The sequence below is a fragment of the Duganella radicis genome, from assembly GCF_009720825.1.
In the GTDB taxonomy this organism is placed as follows: Bacteria; Pseudomonadota; Gammaproteobacteria; order Burkholderiales; family Burkholderiaceae_D; genus Rugamonas; species Rugamonas radicis.
This window is the reverse complement of the sequence record NZ_WNKY01000014.1, coordinates 38707-63412: the sequence shown is the minus strand read 5'-3', so window position 1 is coordinate 63412 and position 24706 is coordinate 38707. Positions and strand designations below refer to the sequence as shown.

Here is a 24706-nt window from a genome sequence, read left to right as displayed (position 1 = left end):
GGCGGGATGACCTCCAACGCATCCTTCACCACCCGCGACCTGCTCTCCGCCCTGGTGGTCGTTATCATCTGGGGCACCAACTTCGTCGCCATGAAAGTTGGCCTGCGCAATCTGACGCCGTTCCAGCTGGGCGCGGCGCGCTATGTGTTCGCCATCCTGCCGCTGATCCTGTTCTTCAAGCCGCCCAAGCTGCCGGCCAAGTGGATCATCGCCTATGGCTTGAGCCAGGGCGTGGGCCAATTCGGCCTGCTGTTCCTGTCGCTCAAAGTGGGCATGTCCGCCTCGCTGGCTTCCGTCATTTTGCAGACGCAGGTCTTCTTCACCGCCATCTTCGGTTATATGCTGCTGAAGGAACGCACCAGCCGCGCCTTGCTGGCCGGCTTGGCGCTGGCGGCGGTGGGCCTGCTGTGCTTTGGCATGAGCGCCGTGCAAGCCGTCCATTCCGCCGACATCACGCCGGCCGGCTTTGCGCTATGCCTCGCCGGCGCGGCCATGTGGGCGGTGTCGAACATCGTCGTGCGGCGCGCGCAGAAGGACACGCCGGAATTCGATGTCATCAGCTTTATCGTCTGGTGCGGCGCCGTGCCTATCGTGCCGTTTGTGCTGCTGTCGCTGGCGTTTGACGATCCGGCCACGCGCTGGCAATGGGTGGGCGCGCCGTTGGCGACGTGGGTGGCGGTGGCGTATGTCGGCTGGATGTCGACCATCATCGGCTATGCGATGTGGACAAGGCTGCTGAAACGCTACCCCGTCAACCGCGTCGCGCCTTTCAGCCTGGGCGTGCCGGTGGTCGGCATTACCTCGGGCATGGTGGCCCTGGGCGATACCATCACCAGCTGGCAGTGGGCCGGCATCGCGCTGATTGTGGCGGCGCTGATGTGCACCATGTTCGGCGGCCGCTGGCTGGACCGCCGTTCATAATCAGGCGGCGAAGCAGACGCGGTTGCGGCCCGTCTCCTTGGCGCGGTACAACAGCGCGTCGGCCTTTTGCAGCATGGCTTCCGCCGTGCCTGCCGCCAGGTCGGCGTACACGCCCATGCTCATGGTGACCTTCAAATCCGGATGCACCTGATGCCATGGGAAGGATTCGATAATCCCGCGCAGCTTGTCGCACAGCGCGGCCGCTTGCGGCAGCTCGGTTTCCGGGAAGGCGATCACGAATTCCTCGCCGCCGTAGCGCGCCACCAGATCGCTCAAACGCATATGGCTGCGCAGGATCTCGCCGACCTGGCGCAGCACCGCGTCGCCAGTGGCGTGCGAGAACTGGTCGTTGATCTTCTTGAAGTAATCGATATCGCCGATCACCACGGCCAGCGGACGCTTGTGGCGCACCGCGTGGCTGAACAGGGTGGTGGCCTGCTCGTCGAAGTGGCGGCGGTTGTGCAGCTTGGTCAGCGCGTCGCGCACACTGAGTTCGCGCATTTGCTCGGCCTGCGCCAGGATGGTCTGGTGCGACTCGTGCAATTCCTCGTGCGAGCGCGCCAGCTTCTCGCTCATGTCGTTGAAGGCGGCGGCCAGTTCGGCCACTTCGTCCTTGCCCTCGACCGGCACACGCTGCAACAGCGAGCCGCCGTGCATGGCGCGCACCGCCTTGGTCAGGTGGCCCAGCGTGCGGCCAAGGCTGCGGCTTAACAGGAAGCCCAGCACCAGCGCCAGCACCGCCGCGCCGCTCACGCCATACCACAGCGCTTCGCGCATGGCGGCCAGGTATTGCAGCTCCTGCTTGCTCGGCGTGATCACGCCTTCCGGCGATACGTAGGCCACCACATTGCCATTGACGCTGACGGCGCGTGCATCCTTGCGCGCCGCCTCCGGCAGCGCCTCGCCATGTTGATACACGCCTGCGCCCAGCAGCACCTTGAAGTCCTGATCGGCCAGGATGAAGCGGAATGGCGGTTCGCCGCCCCGGCGCGGTGGCCGGCGGCCTTCGCCATCGCCCTCACCACGGGGAGGAGGCGAACGATCGCCTGCGCCCTCGCCACGCGGAGGCGGATGGCCATCCTCGCCGCGTGGCGGGCCGCGGCCATCGTCCTGCGGCCCGCGCCCTTCTTCGCGCGGCGGGCGACGCTCCTCATCCTGCGCGCCATCGGACAGCTGCGGTGGATGCTCGCCCGACTGCATGAATTCATCGAATCCCTGCTTGCCTGGGCTGGCCTGCCAGCTGCCGTACTTTTGCAGATAAGCCGTCACCACCGAATGGAAATGCTCGGCCGCCTGCTCGCGCCGGATGGTGTCCACCTTCTTGGTCATGCCGACATAGGCCAGGCCGCCCACCATCGCCACCGCCGCCAGTCCGGTCAATAACAAAGCCAGCATGAATTTCGTGCGCAGGGACATCCGGACTCCATCAAATTATTGCCATATGGACAGCAATCATACCTTAATTTCGCTGCCTTACGGCAATGCATTTTCAGAGGAAAAATGGAGAGTTATTCGAATTATTTATGGCTTGTATCACAAATCAAAAGTTTATTTATTACTGGAACAGGCGCATACTGCATCGCATCAAACGAATATTTATGGAGCTTCAAATGAGCGCAACGACCCTGAACACCTTTGCTGACACTGGCTACTTCGCCAATATTGCCAACGCCGCGCGCCAGCTGATCGCCGCACTGTTCGCCGTGCAGCCGGTTGTGTCGCAGCGCAACAAAGAAGAAACCATCTGGTGGCTGAATCGCCTGGCCGCCGACAGCGAGCTGCATTCGCCAAACCTGGCTGCCGAGCTGCGCTACTTCGCTTCCCGCGGTTAATCGAATCTACCTTCAGGAGAAAACCATGCTGACCATCATCGAAAACCTGCCTGCCGCAATCGCCCTGTCCGGCCTGGTGCTGCGCCTCTACCTGGGTGGTAAGCCAGAAAACAAGGCTGAATAAGCTGCACAACGACTGAGCATACATGGCAAAAAGCCCCCGTCAGCCTGAGCGCGCTCAGGCTGACGGGGGCTTTTTTAACGACTTTAGTTCAATCGGGAGTGACGCATCCCGTACAGGAAGTAAGTCAGGATCGCCGCGCTCATCCAGATGACGAACACGGTATAAGTCGTCATCGACAAACCAAACATCAGGTACAAGCAAGCCGCGATACTCAGGCCCGGCACGAAATAAGGACCGCCCGGCACGCGGAAGCCCTTGACCGCCGACTCGCCCTCCTTGCGGCGCATCACCGGCACCGCCAGCGACACCACGATGAACGCCGTCAGCGTGCCCATGCTGACCATGTCCCACAGGAAGGTCGCGTCCACAAAGCCCGCCACCAGGCCCACCACGATGCACACGATCAGCGTGTTCTGCACCGGCGAACCGGTGCGCGGGCTGACCTTCTGGAATGATTTCGAAATCAGGCCATCCTTGGCGATGGCGTACAGGATGCGGGTCTGACCATAGATGGTCACCAGCGTCACGCTGAACACCGAAATCACCGCGCCTGCCGCCAGCACCAGCGCAGGCCAGGTCTGGCCGGTGACGTTTTGCAGGATCACGGCCAGACCGGCTTCCTGGCCGGCGAACTTGGCCGCCGGCTGCGCGCCCATCGCGGCCACGGCCACCAGCATGTAGAACACGGTGACGATGCCGAGCGCGGCCAGAATGCCGATCGGCACGTTGCGGGTTGGATTGCGCACTTCCTCGCCGGCGGTGGCCACGGTGTCCAGGCCGATGAAGGAGAAGAACACGGTGGCGGCGGCGGCCGTCACCCCGGCCATGCCGGTGTAGTGGGTGCCGCCGTCCGGGCTGAAGAATGGATGGAAGTTGTTGATGTCAAAGCCGCTGAACGCGATCACCACGAAGAAGATCAGGATCGCCAGCTTGACCATCACCATGATGGCGTTGGTGGTGGCCGATTCCTTGGCGCCGCGCACCAGCAGCAGGCAGCACAGGCAGACCAGGATAATCGGCGGCAGGTTGACGCGGCCGCCATGGACCTCGATGCCGTGCGCGGTGGAGACGATCATCGGCGAACGCAGCAGCTCGGGAATGTGCCAGCCGAAGGCGTTGTTGAGGAAGTTGTTCAGGTAATCCGACCAGCCAATGGCGGTGGCGCTGGCGGCCAGGCCATATTCCAGCAGCAGGCAGGCGGCCATGATGAAGGCCAGGAATTCGCCCACGGTGGCGTAGGCGAACGAATACGACGAGCCGGAGGCGGGAATGCGGAACGACAGCTCGGCATAGCACAGCGCGGTCAGGCCGGCGGTGATCGCGGCGATCAGGAAGGACAGGATCACGGAAGGGCCGGCCTTGGGTACGGCCTCGACCATCGTGAAGAAAATACCGGTGCCAATGGTGGCACCGACCCCGATCATCGTCAGGGGAAACAAGCCAATGGAGCGGTGCAGGCTGTTGCTGCTGCTTGGAGCGTGTTCGGTGTTTTTATTGTCGACCGGCTTGGTACGGGTCAGTTTCTGGACCAGCGTTTGGTTCACAGGCAATTCCTTGTGGGAGTGTATGTTCAGGCAAAAACACAGCGATTATAGGGCCATCCGGTGCGCGGCCCTACAGGTATTTTGTGCCAGAAATACAACCCCTTGCGCCTTGGCGTTACAAGTGCTTACTTTTGATACAGCGCCATGTATAGATTGGAAATGAGGCGCAGGTTACGCTTGAGACAAGTGTTACCAAAAGCCAAGAAGGAGCCAGCCATGCCGATCAAAAAAATCCCGACCGTATCCCGCCGCTTCCACCCCGCCGCCGTCACCGGCGCCGCCATGGTCCTGGTCGGCCTGGCCATCACCCTGACCGCACTGATCGTCCGCGCTTAAACTCTCTTCTTCTCAAGCGGTAGCAAGATTTGCTACCGCTTTCCCATCTTAGGCCAAGGCGTCGATATTGGTGCCGAGCTTGTCGACGCCGGTGGAGGCGGCGGCGGACTTGGCGGCTTGGGCCATGTCGTAGACCAGCTGTTCTTGTTGCGTCACCGTGCCGTCCTGGTTCTTGTCGGCGGCTTCGTAGGTTTTGGTGCTGCTGGCGCTGACGCCGCTGGCGCCGCCCCCTCCACCGCCCCCTTGCGGCGCGCCGCCACCCTGTGGGCCGCCGGCGCCGCCTTGTGGGCGGGGCGGTTTGAAGTCGCCGCTCTTGATGGCCGATTCAAGATCGTCCTTCGTGATCGAGCCGGCGCCTTCCTTGTCGATGGCTTCGTATTGTTTGGTCGCGTCTTCGCTTGAGACGCCTTTGGATTCAAGGCCTTTGACGAATTCGTCTTTGGTGACCTTGCCGTCGGTGTCGGCATCCATGTCGTTAAAGACTTTGGAGGCGAAACGCGCCGCGCCTTTCGAGGGATCGAAATGGGCGGCGCTGGTGCTGCTGCTGGAAATACTGCTGATTGCGGTCGTCATGGCTCTTACTCCGTGGTTAAGGACAATGCTGCTCCTGTTAACGAACTAATCCATGTATCTATGACCCCGCAAAGTGTAAAGACGGGTAAAGATCAGCCGACCCGCACCACCATCAAGCCCGCCCGCAAGCCCACCCGCACGTCGGGATTCGGGAACACCACCAGCTCTTCCGGATACTGCACGGTGTAGACGGTGTCGCCGTCGCGCGCAATTTCCTCACCTTGTTTCATGGCGGTGAAGTTGTGCGTCTCTTTGCCAAACGCCATCTGGAACTGGTCACTCAGTTTGATGATCTGGCGCGCGGTGTTGAAGATGTGCGGACGCTGCGTGCCTTCGCGCTGGGGCGCACCACGCAGCAAATCGTCCAGCGCCTGCGACGCATCCTTGAACTGCGCCAGGTCGTTCTGTCCCAGCGTGCCAATCCGTCCCAGTTCAATCGTCGTGCCGGCCGCCGCATGATGTTCGGCCGAGTAGTAGCTGTACGTCCCCACCGAAGCAGGGTTCATGATGATGGCGCCGATACCGGCAAGACCCAGCCAATCGATCAACATGCCACGCGGCTCGTCCGGGATCAGCTCCGGCACGATGGCGAAGGTTGGATAAACCGACGGGCGGATCGCGGTGTGCAGGTCGAGATGCCAGCGCCGCGGGCCAGCGTTTGCAAAGAACGCGCTGGTAGCGGCGATCATCACATCGGCGCGCGCGGCTTCCGCCGTGCCTTCCAGCGTGCCGCGCTGTTCGCGGAACATGCGGTTCAGGTCTGCATCGATGAAGCGCTTGCCAGCGCGGATGGCGCCGATGTTACCGACGCAGAGCATCAGATCCACTGCCAGCGCGGACGCCTGATGCGACAAGGCGTCCAGCAAGTAAGCCACGACTTCGATCGGGCCGGTCTCGTCGCCATGCACGCCGACGGAGACCAGCACCGCCGGCCGCTCGTCGTCGCCAGCGGCCGGGGCACGGATCGTGATGATCCCGTCCGCCGGCTCGGCGACCGTGAAGCCGGCCGCCGTGAAGCGCGGTCCGATGGCGCTGAAGTCCGCTTCCGCCAGCGCGCGGACGGCTGGCGGCAAGGCTGCTGGCAAATCGCTCATCGTGTTACGCCGCCACCGCAGTGGCGTTGACCGCCTCCGACAAGGCCCAAACATCCAGCATCGCTTGCTCCAGATCCGACGCCACCGCATAGCCCGACAAGCCCAGCGTGTTGGCGACAACTTCCACCGCCTCCACCGCCGAGTGATCGCCGGTCGCATGCTTGAGCACCTGCGTCAGCAAGCGTTGCTGCGTGCGGCGCAGCGCGTTCTGCGCATAGCTGCGCAACTGTTCCTGCGAACGGCTGGTGGCCGGCAATTTCAGGCCGCGCTCCAGCGTATCGATGCCGACCTGCGCGCGCAGCGCCAGGCCAACTTGCAGGAAGGCCGGCAAGTCCATGCCCGCAGGACGCTGCACCGACAGCGCCGCAAACACAAACGCCGCCACGGCTTCAATCGCATCCACCGCCATCCATGCACGCACAAATTCCGGACGCAGGCCGGAAGTCAGTTCCGCCTCCGACTTGCCGCTGGCAGGCGTCAGTTGCGCCAGCGTTTCCGGATTGGCGAACAGGCGGGTCAACTCGCCCACGCCATTGCGCAGCTGATCGGCAGGCACCGACAGCGCCCCTTCGATCACGGCCTTTTGCAGCACGCGGGTATGCGCATCGACCTTGATCGACACCGCGCGCGGCACTTTCAGCGCATCCGCATCCAGCGCGTTGAACACTGGCGCCAGATTCAGCGCCGACCATGCCTGGCCCCACGCCAGAATGACTTCCGCTTCATCCACGCCATGCTCGCCAGCCAGTTGGCGCAGCATCAGCGGGCCGCAGCGGTTGACCGATTCGTTGGCCAGCACAGTGGCCAGAACCGCATTCGCCAGCGGATGCGCCAGTGCTGGGCGGGTCGCCACCAGCAGATCCGGGAAGTACGGCTTGAGCACCGACTCGGCCCAGCTGTTATCCGTCAGCGGCAGCGCCGACAGGATGCGCTTGTAGCGGTTCTTCACGTTGGCGATGACCACCGCCAGTTCCGGCGTGGTCAGGCCGCGGCCATCGGCCTTGCGGCGCGCCAGCTCGGCCACCGATGGCAGCTGTTCCAGTTCACGCGACAGCGCGCCCTCTTCTTCCAGCGACGCGATCAAGGCAGCATAGCCATCCTGCACATCAGCATCGGCTTGCGCTTGCAGCTCGCGCACCAGAAGCTGCGTTTGCAGCGTGTTGTCGCGCAGGACCAGACGCTCGATATCCTGCGTCATTTCGTTCAGGATGCGGTTGCGGTCTGCTTCGCTCAACTGGCCGGCGTTCATTTCCACGTCCAGCCACATCTTCGCGTTCACCTCGTGGTCCGAGCAATCCACGCCGGCCGAGTTGTCGATCGCATCGGTGAAGATGCGACCGCCCGACAAGGCGAATTCGATACGGCCAGCCTGCGTCGCCCCCAGGTTGCCGCCCTCGGTCACCACCTTGCAGCGCAGCGCATTGCCGTTGACGCGGATATTGTCGTTGGCGCGGTCCTTCACCTGCGCGTGGGTTTCGGTGGAAGCCTTGATGTAGGTGCCAATGCCGCCGTTGTAGAACAGGTCCACAGGCGCCAGCAGGATGCGGTGCATCAGCTCTTCCGGCGCCAGCGCGGTTTCTTCGATATCCAGCACGGCGCGGATTTCAGGCGACAGCTCGATCGAACGCGCACTGCGCGGGAACACGCCGCCGCCTTTCGAGATCAGTTCCTTGTTGTAGTCGTCCCACGAGGAGCGCGGCAGCGCGAACATGCGCTCGCGTTCCTTGAACGAGACTTCCATGTCCGGGTTCGGATCGAGGAAGATGTGACGGTGGTCGAATGCCGCCACGATTTTCAGCTTGCGCGACAACAGCGCACCGTTGCCGAACACGTCACCCGACATATCGCCCACGCCCACCATGGTCACAGGCTGCGCGTGGATGTCGTGATCCATTTCGTAGAAGTGGCGCTTGACCGCTTCAAACGCGCCTTTGGCGGTGATGCCCATCTTCTTGTGGTCGTAACCGTTGGAGCCGCCCGACGCAAAGGCATCGCCCAGCCAGAAGCCGCGCTGCACGGCGATGCTGTTGGCGATGTCGGAGAAGGTCGCGGTGCCCTTGTCGGCCGCCACCACCAGATACGGATCGTTGCCGTCGTAGCAGACGGTATCGGTCGGCGACACGATCTTGCCCAGCACGCGGTTATCGGTCACTTCCAGCAGGCTGGAAATGAACAGGCGATACACTGCCTCGCCTTCCGCCGCGATGGTTTCGCGCACGGCGTCTTTCGGCATTTGCTTGCACACGAAACCGCCCTTGGCGCCGGCCGGCACGATGACGGCGTTCTTCACCATCTGCGCTTTCACCAGGCCGAGAACTTCGGTGCGGTAGTCTTCCATGCGGTCCGACCAGCGCAGGCCACCGCGCGCGACAGGGCCGCCGCGCAGGTGCACGCCCTCGAAGCGGCGCGAGAACACGAAAATCTCGCGGAACGGACGCGGCTCCGGCACCAGCGACAGATTGCTGGTGTCGAACTTGAAGATGATCTTGTCGCCCTTCTGCTCATTCTGGAAGTAGTTGGTGCGCAGCGTGGCGCCGATCAGCGTCGCCATCGCGCCCAGCACCTCTTCGCTGTCGGCGTGATTGATGGCCGGCAGGCGGCTCTTGATGTCGGCGATCTTGTCCAGCGCGGCGGCGCGCGTGGCGTCGTCGTTGGCTGGGTTGAAGCGTTGCAGGAAGGCGTCCACCAGCTCTTTCACCATGGCCGGCTGCTTGCGCAGCGTCTCCGCCATGTAGCGCACCGAGAAGCGCGGGCTGGCCTGGCGCCAGTAGCTCATGTAGGCACGCACCAGCTGCACTTCGCGCACACTCAGGCCGCCTTCGACGACCAGGCCATTCAGGCGGCCATCTTCCGCTTCATTGTTGAACAGGGCGGCAAACAGTTCCTCCGCCACCGGCACGATTTCGGCCTTGGCCAGCTTGACGGCGCTGGCGGCGTCCACCGACAGGCTGGTGACGTAGTGACGCTCGCCATTCACGCGCAGCGAGTGCGCATGTTCGCGGTCGATCGCCACGCCGGCGTTATGCAGCGCCGGCAGGATGGTCGACAACGAAGGCACGCGGTCCACCGAGTACAGGCGGATGGTGGTGTGGCCGTTGTCGGCTTCCACGCGCACGTTGACGCGCGCCGGGTCCGGGTTGCGCAGGATGGCGCCCAGATCGTGGAAGGCGGCGGACGGCGTGGTCGCCGCCACGTAGTCCGGCGGCAGGGTGGCGCACATCTTGCGCATGCTGGCGCGCAGCGGCACGTCGGCCACCGCATCCGCCAATACCGAGAATTGATCGTGCCAGCCATCCAGCACCGACAACAGCGGTTGCTGGATGTCGGTTTCCAGATCCAGCGGATAACGCGCGCCATGCGCGATCAGGTACACGCGGGCCAGCGGGCCGTCGGCCACCAGCGTCTGCGAGCTGACGTGATGCGCGCCGGCGCTGGCTTGCAGCGCCTTGGCCAGCGCGGAAGCGACGCTTGCGCTGTAACGCTCGCGCGGCAGGTAGACCAGCACGTTCAGGTGACGCGCATAGACGTCGCGGCGGGCGAACACTTTGGCGCGCGGCTGCTTGTACAGCGAGACGACGGCGCCGCACACCTCGGCCAGCCATTCCGGTTCCGCTTCCAGCGCTTCGGTGCGCGGCAGCGATTCGAGGATTTCAACAAACTTCTCGGCGCGAAACCCTTCCTGGCGCACGCCGGCGATGCTCAACACGCGCGCCACACGGCCGCGCGCGAACGGCAGCCGGTTCAGCGGCGTCGAGGTGGCGGCGCGGGTGAACAGGCCCACGAAGCAGTATTCGCCGAGGATGGCGCCTTGCGCGTCGGTGTGGCAGATGCCGATGAAGTCCAGTTGCGCATCGCGGTGCAGCGTGCCTTCCACGTCGGCCTTGACGATGGACAGGGTGTGGCCGCGCTTGGACAGCGTATCGAAATCGCCTGGGATGTTGGCGAGGCAGGTTCCGTACACCGGATGCGAGGTGTCTTGCAGTACGCCGATGCGGCTGGGGATATCGCGTTCCAGTTCGCGCACGCCCGGCTTCACCGCGTAGTAGGCGTAGCCGAACGGTTCGAAGCCCTCATTTTTGGCCCATTCGAGGAAGGCGGCGACCTCCTTGCCCTCTTCGCCATGCGCCGAGGCTTCGGCGCCGATGCGGCTGAAATGTTCGCGCATGGAGGCGGTATCGCGGCGGACCACGGCGGCGTCACGCGAGACCATGACGATCCGCTCCACCAGCATGCCAATTTCGGCTTCCGGCAAATCTTCCGACAGCAGCACCAGCACATAGGACTCCAGCTTGGCGCCGCTCTCGCCGACGGCGGTGACCACGCCATCCGCGTTGCGGGTGACTGGCAGCACGGCGTTCAGCACACCATTGGCGGTGACGCGCAATTTGCGCATCGCCATCACGATGGAGTCCACCAGATACGGCATGTCGTCGTTGAGGATCAGCAGCGCGGTGGCCTTGCCGCCACGGCCATCGTCGTAGCGCAGTCTGGCGATTTGCGCGCCAGTGCCGCTGCGCTTGGAAGCTTGCGTGAAACCGTCCCACAAAACCGGCGCCAGACTATCGGGCGCGGTGCCCGCCAGGTCTTCATCATCGAGAGAACCGAGCCAGGCGCTGATCAGCGCGGCGACTTCGGTGGCGGGCTTGTTTGCATTAACCAAATCCAGCGTCTGTTTACGCAGGTCTTGTGGCATTTGTTTCATCGTTGCTTCTCCAATACGTTATAGGTATCTTGTGTTGCAAACGCCGCGCCGGCTTGTGGCTGCGCGTCGTTAATCGTAGAGTCCAGGCAGGCCGAGGATGCGGCTTAACTCTTCCAGTGCATTATGCACCTCAATTGCCAATTGCGGGTCCGCCAGGTCGGCGGGTTCCAGGCGGTCGCGGTAGTGTTTTTCCACCCACGCCACCAGCGTGTGATAAAGCGCTTCGGTCATCACCACGCCTTGATGCATGGCCGCCGCCTCGGCGTCGGTCAGCGCCACGCGCAGGCGCAGGCACGCAGGGCCGCCGCCGTTGCGCATCGACTGGCGCAGGTCGAAGTGAATCAATTCGTCGATCGCGCCGCCGCTGGCGACCAGGCTTTCCAGATACGAGGCCACCGAAACGACTTCCTGGCACTCGTGCGGAATCACCAGTGCCATCTTGCCATCGGCCTTGCTCAGCAGCTGGCTGTTGAACAGATAGCTGGCGACGGCGTCCGCCACCGGCACGCGCGCCGTGTCGACGCGGATCGCGTTCAGGTCCGCGCCCACGCCGGCCATGGCACGGCGCAGCTGATCGAGCGCACCTGCTTCGTCGGCGAATGCCTGTTCGTGGTAGAACAGGGCATTGGCGTTACCTACCGCGATCACGTCGTTATGGAACACGCCTTGATCGATGACGTCGGGATTTTGCTGGATGTAGACCGTGCGCCCGGCCGACAGACCATGCAGGCGAGCTACCGCTTGCGAGGCTTCCAGCGTCTGGCGTGCCGGGTATTTTTTCGGCGCCGACGCCGATGCGTCGAACTCGGTGCGTCCGTAAACGAACATTTCGACGCCGGCGCTGCCATGGTCCTTGCACAAGCGCGTGTGGTTGGCCGCGCCTTCGTCGCCAAAGGCCGGCGTGCCAGGCAGCGCATCGTGCACGGCGAAGTGCTTCTCGTCCTTGAAGATGGCGCGCAGCGCGCGGGCCGACTGTGCGTGCTCGAAAGCGCGGTGCAGCTTGTTGTTCAGGTTAGCGGCGGTGAGGTGCAGGCGGCCGTCGGCGCTGTCGGCCGAAGGGCTGACGGTGGCGGCATTCGCGGTCCACATCGGTGATGCCGAATACGCGCAGGCCAGGATCACTGGCGATTCCTTGGCCGCTTTGGACAGCACCTCGGCATCGCTGCCGGTGAAACCGACGCTGCGCAGCAGGCGGAAGTTCGGACGATCCTGCGGCGGCAGCAGCGCCTGCCCGAAGCCACGCGCGGCCAGCGCGCGCATCTTGGCCAGGCCTTGCAGCGCGGCCAGCCTGGGATTGGAGGCGCTCTTGACGTTGTTGAACGATGCCACATTACCGAACGACAGGCCGGCGTAGTTGTGCGATGGGCCGACCAGGCCGTCGAAGTTGAATTCGCGTGCGGACATTGCAGCTACCTTTAGAAATTCATGCCCGGCGAGAGCTTCGCCGGCATTTCGAGGACGTTGTTTTCAATCGAAGCCACTGGATACGCGCAGTAGTCGGCCGCGTAGTAAGCGCTGGGACGATGATTGCCCGACTGACCCACGCCGCCGAACGGCGCGCTGCTGGCGGCGCCGGTGGTTGGACGGTTCCAGTTGACGATGCCGGCGCGGGCGCGCACCTGGAACATCTTCCACAACTTTTCGTCGTTGGAGATCAGCGCCGAGGCCAGGCCGAAGGCCGTATTGTTGGCGGCGTCGATGGCGCTGTCGAAGTCCGCCACGCGGATGATTTGCAGCAGTGGGCCGAACCACTCTTCATCGGGAATGCCCTTGGCGCCGGTAACGTCGACAATGCCGGCCGAAACAAAGCCGGTGTTGGCATCAAGGTGCTTCATCTCCAGCAGCAGCTTGCCGCCGCGCGCAACCATGTCGTTCTGCGCCTGCACCAGGCGTTTGGCCACAGCGGCCGACACCACAGGCCCCATGAACGGCGCCGGCTCGGCATCGGAGGCGCCGATGGTCAGGCGGCTGGCCACATCGACCAGGCGCGCGACGATGGCGTCGCCGGCCACGCCAACCGGCAGGATCAAACGGCGCGCGCAGGTGCAGCGCTGGCCGGCCGAGATAAAGGCCGACGAAATCGCCATGAACACGGCGGCGTCGGTTTCCCTGGCGTCCCAGATCACCAGAGGATTGTTACCGCCCATCTCCAGCGCCAGCATCTTGCCCGGCTGGCCGCCGAACTGTTTATGCAGCGCGGTGCCGGTCTGGCAGCTGCCGGTGAACAGCACGCCGTCCAGCAGCTTGCTCTGGCCCAGCGCGATGCCGGTCTCGCGGCCGCCATTGACCAGATTCAGAACGCCGTACGGCAGGCCGGCTTTTTCCCACAGCTGCACGGTTTTGATGGCGGTGCGCGGCGCGTATTCGCTAGGCTTGAACACCAGCGTGTTCCCGGCGATCAGTGCCGGAACGATATGGCCATTCGGCAGGTGGCCCGGGAAGTTGTAAGGACCGAACACGCCGAACACGCCGTGCGGACGGTGGCGCAGCACGGCCTCGCCATCGGCGACCTTGCTGTGCGACTCGCCGGTGCGCGCGCCATAGGCCTGCACCGAGATATCGATCTTGTTGGCCATGGTGGTGACTTCGGTGCGCGCTTCCCACAACGGCTTGCCCACTTCCTCGGAGATCAGCAGCGCCAGCTCCTCGGCATCCTGCTTGAGCAGATCGCGGAAGCGGGTGCAAATGGCGATACGCTGTTCCAGCGGCGTCAAGGCCCATGCATCAAACGCGGCGCGCGCGGCGGTGGTGGCTTGCGCCACGTCCTGCGCGGTCGACTCGTTGCTGCTCCAGGTTTGCTTGCCGGTGGCCGGGTTGATGGTGACCAGTTCCGCGCCGCTGCCGTGCAGCCATTCGCCGTTGATGAAGTTACTGATGTTTGCCGTTGAGTTAGCCATTGTTCTTCCTCGGATTGAGAGTCAAAGTGCGCACGGTGTCGCCGGTGTGGCAGCGCAGGAGCTTCTGCTCCGCTTCCGGCAAGGCGATGGCGCCGTTGACCGGTACCGCCTGCGACAACATCATGCGGAAATCCTTCATGTTGGTGTTGGAGACCAGCATAGGCTCGGCCGCCGTGCTTTCAGGCGCGCAGGCGGAATCCCAGTCCGTGGTCAGGCCGATTTCGGCCAGTGCGCTGTCACGCAGGGCGCGCAGTTCCGACACGCGCGCTTGCAGCACCGGGCCGGCATCGAAGATGTCGACATAACCTTCGAAGTACATGCCTTCCTGCTCCAGCAGGCGGCGCGCCGGCGCGGTGGAGGTGTGCACCTTGCCGATCACGTCCTGCGCGTCCTGCGGCAGGTAGTCGACGTACAGCGGCTGGCGCGGCATCAGTTCGGCGATGAAGGACTTCTTGCCGACCGCGGTCAGCGCGTCAACGTGGTCGAAGTCCATCTTGAAGAAGTGGCGGCCCAGCCCTTCGTAGAAGGGCGAACGGCCGCTCTCCTCCTGGTAGCCGCGCATTTCCGCGATCAGCTTTTCGGTGAACAGGTGCGGGAACTGGGCGATGAACAGGAAGCGGCTCTTGGACAGCAGCTTGCCGTTGTTGCCGCTGCGGTAGTCGGGGTGCAGGAACAACGAGCACAGTTCGGTGCTGCCGGTCAGGTCGTTCGACAGGTACAGCGTGTCCATGCGGGTGAACACATTCAGCTCGCGGCTGGAGTGCACCAGGGTGCCGATGCGGTAATTGTAGAACGGTTCGGTCAAACCCACCGCGCCCTTGATGGCGCACACGCCGGCCAGGCGGCCAGTGTCGGTATCCTCCATCACAAACATATAGTCGCGCTGTTCGGGCGGGATGGTTTCGGCGAACGAGGCCACGGCGATGGCGACGCGGTCGCCCATCATCTTCATGTCCGGCTTGAGCGTGGTCATGCCGCTGCCCACCTGGGTGGCCATCACGTACAGGGCGTCGAGGTCTTCGGCTTGGATTGCGCGTACAACTAGCATAGGTTTTCTCGTTTTTATATTCTGACGCAGATGACGGTGTCGCCTTCGGCGACCTTGAGCGCTTCCCGCACCTCCGCGGGCAGCGCCACGCTGAGTTGCGACTCCAGCGACGGGCAATGCGTGATCACGGCGCGGAACTCGTGCTCCGAACCGGACGACACGGCATAGCGCAGTTGCGGTTCGCGGCCGCGGTCCGGGGCCTCCACCGAGGTGGCGACGCGGCGTTGCAGCGCGCCGGTGAAGGTGCGCAGCGAATTTTTATGCGCCTGCAAAATCGGCCCGCCGTCGAAGATGTCGATGTAGTCGTCGGCTTCGAAGCCTTCGGCGGTCAGCAGGTTGAACGCCAGTTCGCCCGATGGATGGATCTGGCCCATGGCCGCCTGCGCGTCGCCCGGCAGCAGCGGCACGTAGACCGGATAGTGCGGCATCAGCTCGACGATCAGCGTGCGGTTACGCGCGCCGCCGATGGTGCGCTCGGCGTCGAGGAAATCCATCTTGAAGAATTTGCGGCCCAGCGCGTCCCAGAACGGCGAGCCGCCTTCACTGTCGGTCACGCCGGCCAGCGGCACGAAGAAGCGGTCCGAGAAGCGGTGCGGCGCCAGCACGGCGAACATCAGGCGCGCGCGCGACAGCAGCGCCGCTTCCGGCGTGCCGTGTTCGCGCTCGCCGACGTAGAAGGACGACAGCTGCGAGTAGCCGGTCAGCTCGGAGCACAGCGTCAGCGCGTGGACGCTGTGGCTGATGTTGAGGTCACGCGAGACCTGCTGGATCACGTCGTTGCGGAAGGAGAAGTAGGTGCCGTTGGAACCGGCGGCGGCAAACATGGCGGCGGTGCCGACGATCTGCCTGTGGTCCGACTCCAGCACCATCAGGTAACCCTCTTCGCTCGGGATGTCGACATGCGCCGCGAACGAGGCGATCGACAGCTCGACCATGGCGCGGATTTTCTCGCGCGTCTTGGGCAAGGTATGCACTCCCGGCATGGGCACCGCGGCCAGCGCTTCAAGGGCTGCGATATCCGCAAGTTCGACCGGACGGACTACATACATGGAAACTCCTTAGAGAATGCGAACGCACCCGGCGCGCCGAACGCGCAGGGCCGGAAGAAAAGCGGCGGATCGAAATCCGCCGCGTGGTGCCGTCTTAAGCCGCTTTCAACAGGCCATCCAGCGACAGGCGCAGGATGCGGTCGGCCTCGGCGATCTGTTCGTCCGAGACGATCAGCGCAGGCGCCAGACGCACCACGTCCATGCCGGCGATCAGCACCATCATGCCGTTGGCTTCGGCGGCCTTCTGGATATCCTTCGAACGGCCCTTCCACGCATCGGTCACCACCAGGCCCAGCAGCAGGCCGGCGCCGCGCACTTGCTGGAACACCTGCGGGTAGTCGCCGATCAGCTTTTCCATGGTCGAGCGCAGCTTGGCGCCGGCTTCTTTCACGCGCGCCAGGAAGGCTGGCTGGTTGATGGTTTCCAGCACGGTCAGCGCCACGGTGGCGGCCATCGGGTTGCCGCCGTAGGTGGTGCCGTGCGAGCCGACGCCCAGGGTCGCCGCCAGTTCGTGGGTGGTCAGCATGGCGGCCACCGGGAAGCCATTGCCCAGCGCCTTGGCCGAGGTCAGGATGTCCGGCACGATGCCGTAGCTCATGTAGTGGAACAGCTCGCCGGTGCGGCCCATGCCGGACTGCACTTCGTCGAAGATCAGCAGGGCGCCGGTCTTGGTGCACAGGTCGCGCAGTTCTTGCAGGAAGGCCTTGTCGCCCGGCACCACGCCGCCTTCGCCTTGCAGCGGTTCAACGATCACGGCGCAGACGTCGTCGCCGATGGCGGCGCGTGCCGACTCGATATCGTTGTAGGTGATGTGGTCGATCGACGGTGGCAACGGCTCGAAGCCTTCGGTGTATTTCGACTGGCCACCCACCGACACGGTGAACAGGGTGCGGCCGTGGAACGACTGGTAGCACGAAATGATGCGCGATTTTTGCGGACCGAATTTGCCGTGCGCGTATTTACGGGCCAGCTTCAGCGCCGCTTCGTTGGCTTCGGCGCCGGAGTTGCAGAAGAAGGCGCGGTCGGCGAAGGTGGCTTCGGTCAGGGCCAGGCCGAGGCGCAGCACCGGCTCGTTGGTGTAGCCGTTACCGAGATGCCACAGGGTGTTGGCCTGGCGGGTCAGCGCCTCCACCACGATAGGATTGCAGTGGCCCAGCGCGGCCACGGCGATGCCCGAGGTGAAATCCAGGTAGTGCTTGCCGGACTGGTCCCACAGGTCCAGGCCCGCGCCTCGGACCGGAACCATCGCTGCCGGTGCGTAAGTTGGCACCAGTACCTCATCGAAAGTCTGACGAGTCACAGGACGGTTGAGAGCGGTCGTATCTACTTTGGCGTTCATGGCATTCCCTATCAATGGTGGGTACGGTGCGGCACGGCGCCGCGTGGACCCATTATAAAAAGCGGCATGCTAAAACTCTTTTCAAATGGCGACAAGGATTTTCATTTTTGACCGATAGCACAAACTTGGCAAAATGGTCAGAAAAGAGGAGGGACGGGCGGCGCCACATGGTGTTGCTCCGTGGTGAAAGATGAAAAGCAAAGGCTGTTTCGGCGCCAAAACTCAGTTAAAGTAGTCGTACTGTTTCCGAAGGTTACCGCCAAAATGCCTACCGCAACACGTTTGCTGGCTTCATTCCTGTGCATGAGCGTCCTCTTCGGCGTGGACGCCACACGGCCGGCCGGCGCGCTGGCGCCCGGTGTGACGCTGACGCCGCAGGAACAGGCGTGGATCAAGGCCCATCCGCTGTTGACCATGGCGGCCGATGAAAACAATGCGCCCATGATCTTCCGCCGCGCCGATGGCGACCGCGGTTCCTTCGGCGGCGCCTGCTACGACTACGCCGCGCTGGCGGCGCGCAACGCCGGGCTGACTGTCCGGTACGAAGGCTCGACCTGGGACGAGGCGCTGCAAAAAGGCATGGCGCACCAGGTCGACGGCGTGCTGTGCGCGCGCGACCGCCCGGAACGCCGCACACGCCTGAATTTTTCCAACGCCTACATGGAACTGCCGATCGCCATGGCGACCCGCACCGAGCACGCCGACCTGCCGACGCTGGGCGGTTTCGCGCGCCAGCGCATTGCCGTGGTGCGCGGCACGGTGCGCGTGCCGGTGATCCGCGCGCGCTGCCCGGACTGCCGCATCATCGAAGTGGCCTCGCCCAAGGAAGGCATGGAGCTGGTCCGGCAGCGCCAGGCCGACGGCTATTTCGACGACATGCCGGTGATCCAGCGCGCCATGACGGCGGCGCCGGAGCAGTACAAGATCGCCCTGCTTTACTACGACTCGGAGGCGGCCGCCATCCGCCTGGCCTTGCGCAACGACCAGCCGGAACTGCTCTCCATCATCAACAAAGGCCTGGCCGCCATCACCGGCGCCGAGCATGAGCAAATCCGCGCGCGCTGGCTAGCCGGAGCGGAAGACGCGCCGGTCGAGCGCGCCCTGCCATTCACGCCGGCGCAGCGCGCGTGGCTGGCGGCGCATCCGGTGATACGCGTCGGCGTCGACAGCAGCCGCGCGCCGGTCGAGTGGCGCGGCGAGGATGGCAAGCTGCGCGGCATCTCGCTCGACTTCATGGCGCGCGTCAGCGAGATGCTGGGCGTGCGTTTCGAACTGGTGCCCATGGCCAGCGTGGCGGAAGAGCTGACCGGCATCGAGCAGCGCCGCATCGACCTGGCCTCGGGCCTGTCGCAGAACGCCACCCGCCAGCGCTATATGCTGCTGAGCGATTCCTACCTGAGCACGCCGCTGGTCATTTTCGGCAAGACCGGCAGCTCGCCCAGCGGCGGCCTGGCGGGACTGAAGGGCCAGCGCGTGGCGGTCAGCGCGCGCACCGCGGTGGCCGACGCCATCGCGCGCGACTGGCCCACCATCCAGGCCGTGCCGACCGCGAACTTCCGCGCCGCCACCCAGCTGCTGCGCTCCGGACAGGTGCAGGCCATCGTCGGCCCGCTGCTGACCGGCACCCACCAGCTGGTGGAACTGGGCGCCGCCGACGTGCAGGTGATGGGCGAGACCGACTACGCCTATCAGGTCGGTATCGGCGTGCGCTCCGACTGGCCGGAGCTGGTGCCGATGCTGAACATGGCGCTGGCGGCCATCCCCAAGACGGAGCGCGACGGCTTCCGCCAGAAGTGGAACACCGTGCGCTTCGAGCATGAGGTCGATTACCGGCCGCTGGGCCTGCTGGCGCTGGCGGTGCTGGTCGCGCTGATCTTCATCCTGCAATTGCGCGTGATGGTCAAGCACCGCACCCGCGAGCTGCGGGAGGAAGTGGCGACGCGCCGGGCGCGCGAGGAAGAAATCCAGCAACTCAACGCCGTGCTGGAAGCGCGCGTGGAACAGCGCACGGCGGAGCTGCGCCAGGCCAATGACGATTTGCGGCTGGCGGCCGACCATCTGGTGCAGACCGAGAAAGTGGCGTCGCTGGGACGGCTGGTGGCCGGCATCGCGCACGAGCTGAACACGCCGCTGGGCAGCACCTTGACGGCGGCCACCACGCTCAAAGCCCATCTGACGTCGTTCCGCAAGGGACTGGAGACCGGCACGCTGAAACGCTCCACCGCCGACGACTTCGTCGGCCAGTGCCAGCAAGCCTGCGACATCATCGAGCGCAACGCCTACCGCGCGGCCGGGCTGATCGACAACTTCAAGGAACTGGCGGTGGACCAGGCCAGCGCCCGCCGCCGCCGCTTCCCGCTCAAGCGCACGGTGGAGGAAGTGCTGGCCACCCACCACAACGCGTGGAAAGCCACGCCGCACAACATCGAACTGGAGATCGGCGACACCATCGAGCTGGACAGTTTCCCCGGCCCACTGGCGCAGGTGCTGTCCAACCTGCTGGAAAACTCGCTGGTGCACGGCCTCAGCGCAAGCCACCCCGGTTGCGTGCGCATCAGCGCCCGGTTGCAAGGCAATGACGTGGCGCTGACCTACAGCGACGACGGCAGCGGCATCCCGGCCCACCACCACAACCAGATCTACGATCCCTTCTTCACCACCCGGCTGGGGCAAGGCGGCTCCGGCCTCGGCCTGTACATCGTGCAGACGCTGGTGACGGGTGTGCTGGGCGGGCACATCACGGTGCAGTCCCAACCCGGACAAGGCACGGTGTTCAACATCACGCTACCGCTGGTGGCGCCGGTGCTGAGCGAAGGCACGGCCAGCGGTGCGCACGGCCTGGTGGCCGTGCCGTCTTCGAAGGCGGCCTAGGACGGCGAGGCCAGTTTGCGCTGGCGCTCCTCGCGCGGCGTATTGCCGAACAGGGAACCGAAAGCCGTCGAAAAGTGCGAGCCCGACGAGAAGCCGCACATCAGCCCCACCTGCACGATGGAGTGATTGGTCTCCAGCAGCAGCTGGCGCGCGCGTTGCAGGCGCAGGTCCAGGTAGTAGCGCGACGGCAGGCTGCCGAGATATTGCTTGAACAACCGCTCCAGCTGGCGGCGCGACAGGCCGACCAGGTTGGCGATGTCGTCGGTGGACAGCGGTTCCTCGATATTGGTTTCCATCAGCGTCACCGCTTCCGACAGGCGCGGCTGCAAGGCGCCGAAACGGGCCTGCAAGGCCACGCGCTGGCGCTCCTCCGGCCCGCGCACGCGCTCCACGCACAGGCTCTCCTTGACCGCGGCCTGCACATTGGCGCCGAACAGATGCTCGATCAGGGTCAGGGCAAAGTCGATCGAGGCGGCGCCGCCGCAGCAGCTCAGGTGGCGGCCGTCCAGCTCGAACAAATGGGGCGTGAGGATGGCGCGCTCGGTGATGTCCTCGGTATCGGCATACAACGCCCATGGCAGGGCGATGCGCACGTCCGCCATCAGGCCGGCCTTGGCCAGCCACAGCACGCCGGCGCCGACCCCGCCCCAGTACTCGGCGGAGCGGCAGCGCTCGATCACGGCGCGCGCCTGTTCGGACGACAACGGCGCCTGCTGTTCGTCGGCCACCAGCAGGGCGATGTGCCAGTTGGGCTGCGCCAGCACCACTTGCGCCGGCGTCATGGTCTCCAGTTGCAGGGCGTCGCGGCCCAGCGCGGCGGCGGCCAGCCGCAGCGGCTGCGCCAGCCCGGCCCAGGTAATGGCATCGGCCTCGCCGGCGTTGACCAGCAACAGGCGCAAGGGCCGCTGCTGGGCGAGGCTGGACAGGGTATCGAAGGACATGCGGGCTTACTCCGGCGCCAGGACCGTCGCGGGACGCTCGGTGCTCCATTGGCTCACTATCATACCGGAGATCAACAGCGCCGCGCCGAGCAAGCCGTTCCATGCGAGCGTCTCGCCCAGCCAGAAGTAGGCGAAGATGGCCGCGCAGCCGGGCTCGAACGCATAGATCACGGCCGCCTCGTTGGCGCTGCTGTGGCTCTGGCCCCAGGTTTGCAGCGAGATGATGGCGGCGGTGGCGATCACGCCCAGATAAATCAGGTTGACGCTGTACAGCTCCAGCCCCTTGCGGATGTAGGCCGTATAGGCGGGCACATCCTGCGGCAGCTCGGTGATCAGCAGCCAGACCGCGGCGCACACCGCCACCGTGATGATTTGCGAGGCGGTCAGCGCCATCAGCTTTTCCACCTTGCGCGTGACCGTCTCCATCAGCTTGATATAGACGCCAAACAACAGCGCGCACAGCAGCGCCAGCGTATCGCCGCGCCCCCAGCTGAAGCTGCCTTCCCAGCACAGGGCAAACAGGCCGGCCACCGACAGGCTCAGGGCAATCAGAATGCGGCGCTCCAGCCGCTCGGCCCATGGGCCTCGCCCCAGCAGCACGCCGAGCAGCGGCGGCACCAGCACGTTGAGACCGGTGATGAAGGCGTTGCGGTTGGAGCTGGTCAGCGCCAGCCCCTCGATCTGGAACACGTAGCACAGGAACAACACCACACCGGCCAGGATGCCCCAGCGCAGGTCGCGCCAGCGCACACCCCACAGGAAGGGCAGCAGCAGCGCGCCGGCCAGCGCAAAGCGGCACAGCACGATCCAGCTGGCCGACAGGTAGCCGGTCATATTCTTCATCGCGGGGAAGGTCGTGCCCCAGACCAGGGTGACAATCAACAAAGCGGCAATGCCGCGCAGGTGTACAGGCATGGTTGTTTTTATGATTAGAGTGCGCATAGTGTAACCGCCGGAAAGCGGGATGCGAAGCGGCTATAATCACGTCCCATGGGTGAACGATTCTTGAAAAGCATACGGCTGCTGGCCGAGTGCATGCAGGGCTATGAACGGCTTTCCGGCGAGTACGTGCGCCGGAGCGGTTTGACGCACGCGCAGTTCGACATCATCGCCACGCTGGGCAACACCCCCGGCATGTCCTACAAGGAACTGGGCGACAAGACACTGATCACCAAGGGTACCCTCACCGGGGTGATCGAGCGGCTGGAGCAAAAAGGGCTGGTGGAACGTCAGCGCAACGACTGCGACAAGCGTTCCTTCTTTGTGAAACTGACCGCGGAGGGCGAGCGGACTTTCCGCACCGTGTTCCCGGAAGTCATCTCGCAAAGCGGCAAAGTGTTTGCCGATTACACCGACGACGACTTCGCGCAGCTTGAAAAAACCCTGTCCGCACTTAAAACTGTCATCATGGCCGGCCAGACTGGAATGCCGTCCACCCATGACTGCGATTAAAACACCAAGGAAACAGATTTGAAAACCTCTCTGCTGGAAGGCAAAAAGCCTGCCAAATTCGACAAACACATCATCGGTAACCTGCTGCTGGACGTGGCGCCGGCTGACGAAGTGCGCCAGGAGGCGCTGATCGTCGGCGTGCGCAACGAAGACGGTGAAATCTACCGCCTGATCGGCGCGAGCACCCACAACAGTTTCATGAACGCCGTGGAAGAACTGTTCGACCTCGAGCTGGTCGACGAGCTGCAAGACACCGACGAACCGGTGGAAGGCTGCGACGCCATCTTCAGCGAGCAGTAAGCGCCCACTAACAAGGCACTGTTGGGTCTAGCCCACGCCGTAAAAAGTATTTTCAGAAAAAGTGCCGCAAGGCAATATTTTGAGTATAATTTTTTGGCATGGACAGACTCGACGCCTTCAAGACTATCGCTGCTCAAGCGAGCCGGGGAGAACTCACGTTCCCGGCCAACGTCAACGCCTCGCTGCGCTTGCAGCAGGCGCTCAACGACCCCGACTGTCACGTCGAGGCCGCCGCCAGGCTGATCCAGGCAGACCCGTTGCTGTCCGCGCGCAGCGTTGCCATTGCCAACTCGGTGGCCTACAACCGTTCCGGAACTGAAATCTCCAGCGTGCGCGCGGCCGTGCAGCGGCTGGGCATCCGCACCCTGCAATCGCTGGTGGCGGCGGTGATCGTGCGCCAGATCGGCAGCCAGGTGACCGAGCCGTCGCTGGTGACTAAAATCAATCAGCTGTGGGAACACACCGCCCACGTGGCGGCGCTGGCGCAGGTGATTGCGCGCCGCGTCACCCATGTCGATCCCGATACCGCGCTGTTTGCCGGCATCATGCACGAGGTGGCCGGCTTCTACATGCTGGCCAGCGCCGGCGACTATCCCGAAGTGATGAATGGCGAGCCGGAAGACTGGGTCGAGCACGGCGAACTGGACATCGGCTGCGGCGTGATGACCCACCTGGGCGTGCCGGACGGCGTGTTCAAGGCCATCGAATCGATGTGGATAGGCTTGCGCGCCCTGCCGCCCGAAACGCTGGGCGACACCCTGCTGCTGGCCAACGATCTGGCGCCGGTGCATTCGCCGCTGCACCAGCGGCCCGGCGCCACCACGCTGCAAGGCGCCCGCACCATCGACTTCGTGGTGGGCGAAGGCACGCTGCACGCCATCATGACGGAATCGGCGCTGGAAGTGCAGTCACTGTACGCGGTGCTGATGCTGTGAAAAAAAAGCCCGCTGGGCAGCGGGCAAAGTCCAAAACTAGGGATCTCCTCCAGAGGAGACAATTGCAGAATACTCGTCTCCCCCTGTCTGTTCTGTGCGCCAGTTAACATAAGCGATGCATTTACCAGACCGGCACGGTTTGTTTCCATGCCTCCAGCTGCGATACGCGCGCCAACCAGGCCATCAGCTTGGGGTATTGCGTCACCGGCAGCCGGGCTTGCTCGATGTAGGTCAGGGGGGCGGCAATCGCATAGTCGGCCAGCGAGACTTGCTCGCCGACGATCCAGTCGCGACCCGCCAGATGCTGCTCCAGCACGGCGGCAAACTGCGCCACCAGCCGGCCGGCGCGGTCGAGCTCTACCGGGTCCGGACCGCCGTTGCCGATCAAGCCTTTCCAGATGTGCTCGTAGGCAAACACGCCCAGCGCCGGCGCGAAGTGCTGGGCCGACCACAGCATCCAGCGGTTGATGTCGGCGCGCACTCTGATGTTATCGGGATACAGAGTTTGCCCATGGGTACGATCCGCCAGGTATTGCATGATGGCGCAGGACTCCCACAGCGTGAAGTCGCCGTCCTGCAACACCGGCACCTTGCTGTTGGGATTGAGCGCGACGAGGCGGCGGCGGTCCTCCTCGCTCATGAGATTGACTTCGGTCAGCTCCAGCGGCGTGCCCATGTGGATGGCGGCCAGCATCACGCGGCGCGAGCAGGTGGAGGCAGGATGGTAGTAGAGTCGCATTTGGTATCT

Annotated in this window: 19 protein-coding genes; 6 read left to right on the top strand and 13 right to left on the bottom strand. The window is 64.2% G+C overall.

Annotated elements, in window-relative coordinates; genetic code table 11:
• The first annotated feature begins 6 nt into the window (after nucleotides 1-6).
• Nucleotides 7-921 (top strand): EamA family transporter, encoded by a 915-nt coding sequence (locus tag GM676_RS14685; protein ID WP_155464397.1) that lies wholly within the window; start codon nucleotides 7-9, stop codon nucleotides 919-921.
• On the opposite strand, the gene GM676_RS14680 is transcribed toward GM676_RS14685, so the two are convergent.
• Nucleotides 922-2337: a diguanylate cyclase gene (locus GM676_RS14680; protein WP_155464396.1), complete on the bottom strand. Its 1416-nt coding sequence runs from the start codon at nucleotides 2335-2337 to the stop codon at nucleotides 922-924.
• 194 nt (nucleotides 2338-2531) lie between these two features.
• On the opposite strand from GM676_RS14680, the gene GM676_RS14675 reads away from it, so the two are divergent.
• The gene (locus GM676_RS14675; RefSeq protein ID WP_155464395.1) at nucleotides 2532-2753 is read left to right on the top strand and encodes a hypothetical protein; all 222 of its coding nucleotides are present in this window, start codon (nucleotides 2532-2534) and stop codon (nucleotides 2751-2753) included.
• Between the two features lie 207 nt (nucleotides 2754-2960).
• On the opposite strand, the gene GM676_RS14670 is transcribed toward GM676_RS14675, so the two are convergent.
• The 9 genes from GM676_RS14670 to GM676_RS14630 all read right to left on the bottom strand — a co-directional run bounded on the left by GM676_RS14670 (nucleotide 2961) and on the right by GM676_RS14630 (nucleotide 17459).
• Entirely contained in the window at nucleotides 2961-4421 is a 1461-nt protein-coding gene (locus tag GM676_RS14670; protein WP_371866240.1) for an APC family permease, read from the bottom strand.
• Between the two features lie 384 nt (nucleotides 4422-4805).
• Entirely contained in the window at nucleotides 4806-5330 is a 525-nt protein-coding gene (locus GM676_RS14665; protein WP_155464393.1) for an EF-hand domain-containing protein, read from the bottom strand.
• A gap of 92 nt (nucleotides 5331-5422) precedes the next feature.
• On the bottom strand, nucleotides 5423-6424 hold the full coding sequence (locus tag GM676_RS14660; protein WP_155464392.1) for a succinylglutamate desuccinylase: 1002 nt from the start codon (nucleotides 6422-6424) through the stop codon (nucleotides 5423-5425).
• A 4-nt stretch (nucleotides 6425-6428) separates the two neighbouring features.
• Complete coding sequence (locus GM676_RS14655) at nucleotides 6429-11126, bottom strand: NAD-glutamate dehydrogenase domain-containing protein (RefSeq protein WP_155464391.1); 4698 nt, start codon at nucleotides 11124-11126, stop codon at nucleotides 6429-6431.
• Between the two features lie 69 nt (nucleotides 11127-11195).
• A complete protein-coding gene (gene astB / locus GM676_RS14650; RefSeq protein ID WP_155464390.1) occupies nucleotides 11196-12530 on the bottom strand; it encodes an N-succinylarginine dihydrolase in 1335 nt (444 codons plus the stop codon).
• A gap of 11 nt (nucleotides 12531-12541) precedes the next feature.
• Entirely contained in the window at nucleotides 12542-14023 is a 1482-nt protein-coding gene (gene astD, locus GM676_RS14645; protein ID WP_155464389.1) for a succinylglutamate-semialdehyde dehydrogenase, read from the bottom strand.
• Nucleotides 14016-15071, bottom strand: coding sequence for an arginine N-succinyltransferase (gene astA, locus GM676_RS14640; protein WP_155464388.1), 1056 nt, complete (start codon nucleotides 15069-15071; stop codon nucleotides 14016-14018). Before astA ends, astD begins: the two co-directional genes overlap by 8 nt.
• Nucleotides 15072-15085: 14 nt before the next feature.
• Nucleotides 15086-16120, bottom strand: coding sequence for an arginine N-succinyltransferase (locus GM676_RS14635; protein ID WP_155464387.1), 1035 nt, complete (start codon nucleotides 16118-16120; stop codon nucleotides 15086-15088).
• A 94-nt stretch (nucleotides 16121-16214) separates the two neighbouring features.
• Entirely contained in the window at nucleotides 16215-17459 is a 1245-nt protein-coding gene (locus tag GM676_RS14630; protein WP_155464386.1) for an acetylornithine/succinyldiaminopimelate transaminase, read from the bottom strand.
• 303 nt (nucleotides 17460-17762) lie between these two features.
• Here GM676_RS14630 and GM676_RS14625 point away from each other — a divergent pair, with 303 nt between their 5' ends.
• Nucleotides 17763-20330, top strand: coding sequence for a transporter substrate-binding domain-containing protein (locus tag GM676_RS14625; RefSeq protein WP_170304300.1), 2568 nt, complete (start codon nucleotides 17763-17765; stop codon nucleotides 20328-20330).
• On the opposite strand, the gene GM676_RS14620 is transcribed toward GM676_RS14625, so the two are convergent.
• Together GM676_RS14620 and GM676_RS14615 are read right to left on the bottom strand one after the other, a co-directional pair.
• A complete protein-coding gene (locus tag GM676_RS14620) occupies nucleotides 20327-21271 on the bottom strand; it encodes a GlxA family transcriptional regulator (RefSeq protein WP_155464384.1) in 945 nt (314 codons plus the stop codon). The genes GM676_RS14625 and GM676_RS14620 overlap by 4 nt on opposite strands.
• A 6-nt stretch (nucleotides 21272-21277) precedes the next feature.
• Entirely contained in the window at nucleotides 21278-22186 is a 909-nt protein-coding gene (locus tag GM676_RS14615; protein ID WP_155464383.1) for a DMT family transporter, read from the bottom strand.
• Nucleotides 22187-22261: 75 nt separating this feature from the next.
• On the opposite strand from GM676_RS14615, the gene GM676_RS14610 reads away from it, so the two are divergent.
• From GM676_RS14610 to GM676_RS14600, 3 genes are all read left to right on the top strand, one after another.
• The gene (locus GM676_RS14610; protein WP_155464382.1) at nucleotides 22262-22723 is read left to right on the top strand and encodes a MarR family winged helix-turn-helix transcriptional regulator; all 462 of its coding nucleotides are present in this window, start codon (nucleotides 22262-22264) and stop codon (nucleotides 22721-22723) included.
• Nucleotides 22724-22741: 18 nt separating this feature from the next.
• Nucleotides 22742-23023 (top strand): hypothetical protein, encoded by a 282-nt coding sequence (locus GM676_RS14605; RefSeq protein ID WP_155464381.1) that lies wholly within the window; start codon nucleotides 22742-22744, stop codon nucleotides 23021-23023.
• A 98-nt stretch (nucleotides 23024-23121) separates the two neighbouring features.
• Entirely contained in the window at nucleotides 23122-23958 is an 837-nt protein-coding gene (locus GM676_RS14600) for an HDOD domain-containing protein (RefSeq protein WP_155464380.1), read from the top strand.
• A 121-nt stretch (nucleotides 23959-24079) separates the two neighbouring features.
• On the opposite strand, the gene GM676_RS14595 is transcribed toward GM676_RS14600, so the two are convergent.
• Complete coding sequence (locus GM676_RS14595; RefSeq protein ID WP_155464379.1) at nucleotides 24080-24697, bottom strand: glutathione S-transferase family protein; 618 nt, start codon at nucleotides 24695-24697, stop codon at nucleotides 24080-24082.
• Nucleotides 24698-24706: the final 9 nt, after the last annotated feature.

Coding starts and splice junctions, on each gene's coding strand:
- GM676_RS14685 (WP_155464397.1), top strand. CDS start 7: ATGACCTCCAACGCATCCTTCACCACCCGCGACCTGCTCTCCGCCCTG.
- GM676_RS14680 (WP_155464396.1), bottom strand. CDS start 2,337: ATGTCCCTGCGCACGAAATTCATGCTGGCTTTGTTATTGACCGGACTG.
- GM676_RS14675 (WP_155464395.1), top strand. CDS start 2,532: ATGAGCGCAACGACCCTGAACACCTTTGCTGACACTGGCTACTTCGCC.
- GM676_RS14665 (WP_155464393.1), bottom strand. CDS start 5,330: ATGACGACCGCAATCAGCAGTATTTCCAGCAGCAGCACCAGCGCCGCC.
- GM676_RS14660 (WP_155464392.1), bottom strand. CDS start 6,424: ATGAGCGATTTGCCAGCAGCCTTGCCGCCAGCCGTCCGCGCGCTGGCG.
- GM676_RS14655 (WP_155464391.1), bottom strand. CDS start 11,126: ATGAAACAAATGCCACAAGACCTGCGTAAACAGACGCTGGATTTGGTT.
- astB (WP_155464390.1), bottom strand. CDS start 12,530: ATGTCCGCACGCGAATTCAACTTCGACGGCCTGGTCGGCCCATCGCAC.
- astD (WP_155464389.1), bottom strand. CDS start 14,023: ATGGCTAACTCAACGGCAAACATCAGTAACTTCATCAACGGCGAATGG.
- astA (WP_155464388.1), bottom strand. CDS start 15,071: ATGCTAGTTGTACGCGCAATCCAAGCCGAAGACCTCGACGCCCTGTAC.
- GM676_RS14635 (WP_155464387.1), bottom strand. CDS start 16,120: ATGTATGTAGTCCGTCCGGTCGAACTTGCGGATATCGCAGCCCTTGAA.
- GM676_RS14630 (WP_155464386.1), bottom strand. CDS start 17,459: ATGAACGCCAAAGTAGATACGACCGCTCTCAACCGTCCTGTGACTCGT.
- GM676_RS14625 (WP_170304300.1), top strand. CDS start 17,763: ATGAGCGTCCTCTTCGGCGTGGACGCCACACGGCCGGCCGGCGCGCTG.
- GM676_RS14620 (WP_155464384.1), bottom strand. CDS start 21,271: ATGTCCTTCGATACCCTGTCCAGCCTCGCCCAGCAGCGGCCCTTGCGC.
- GM676_RS14615 (WP_155464383.1), bottom strand. CDS start 22,186: ATGCCTGTACACCTGCGCGGCATTGCCGCTTTGTTGATTGTCACCCTG.
- GM676_RS14610 (WP_155464382.1), top strand. CDS start 22,262: ATGGGTGAACGATTCTTGAAAAGCATACGGCTGCTGGCCGAGTGCATG.
- GM676_RS14600 (WP_155464380.1), top strand. CDS start 23,122: ATGGACAGACTCGACGCCTTCAAGACTATCGCTGCTCAAGCGAGCCGG.
- GM676_RS14595 (WP_155464379.1), bottom strand. CDS start 24,697: ATGCGACTCTACTACCATCCTGCCTCCACCTGCTCGCGCCGCGTGATG.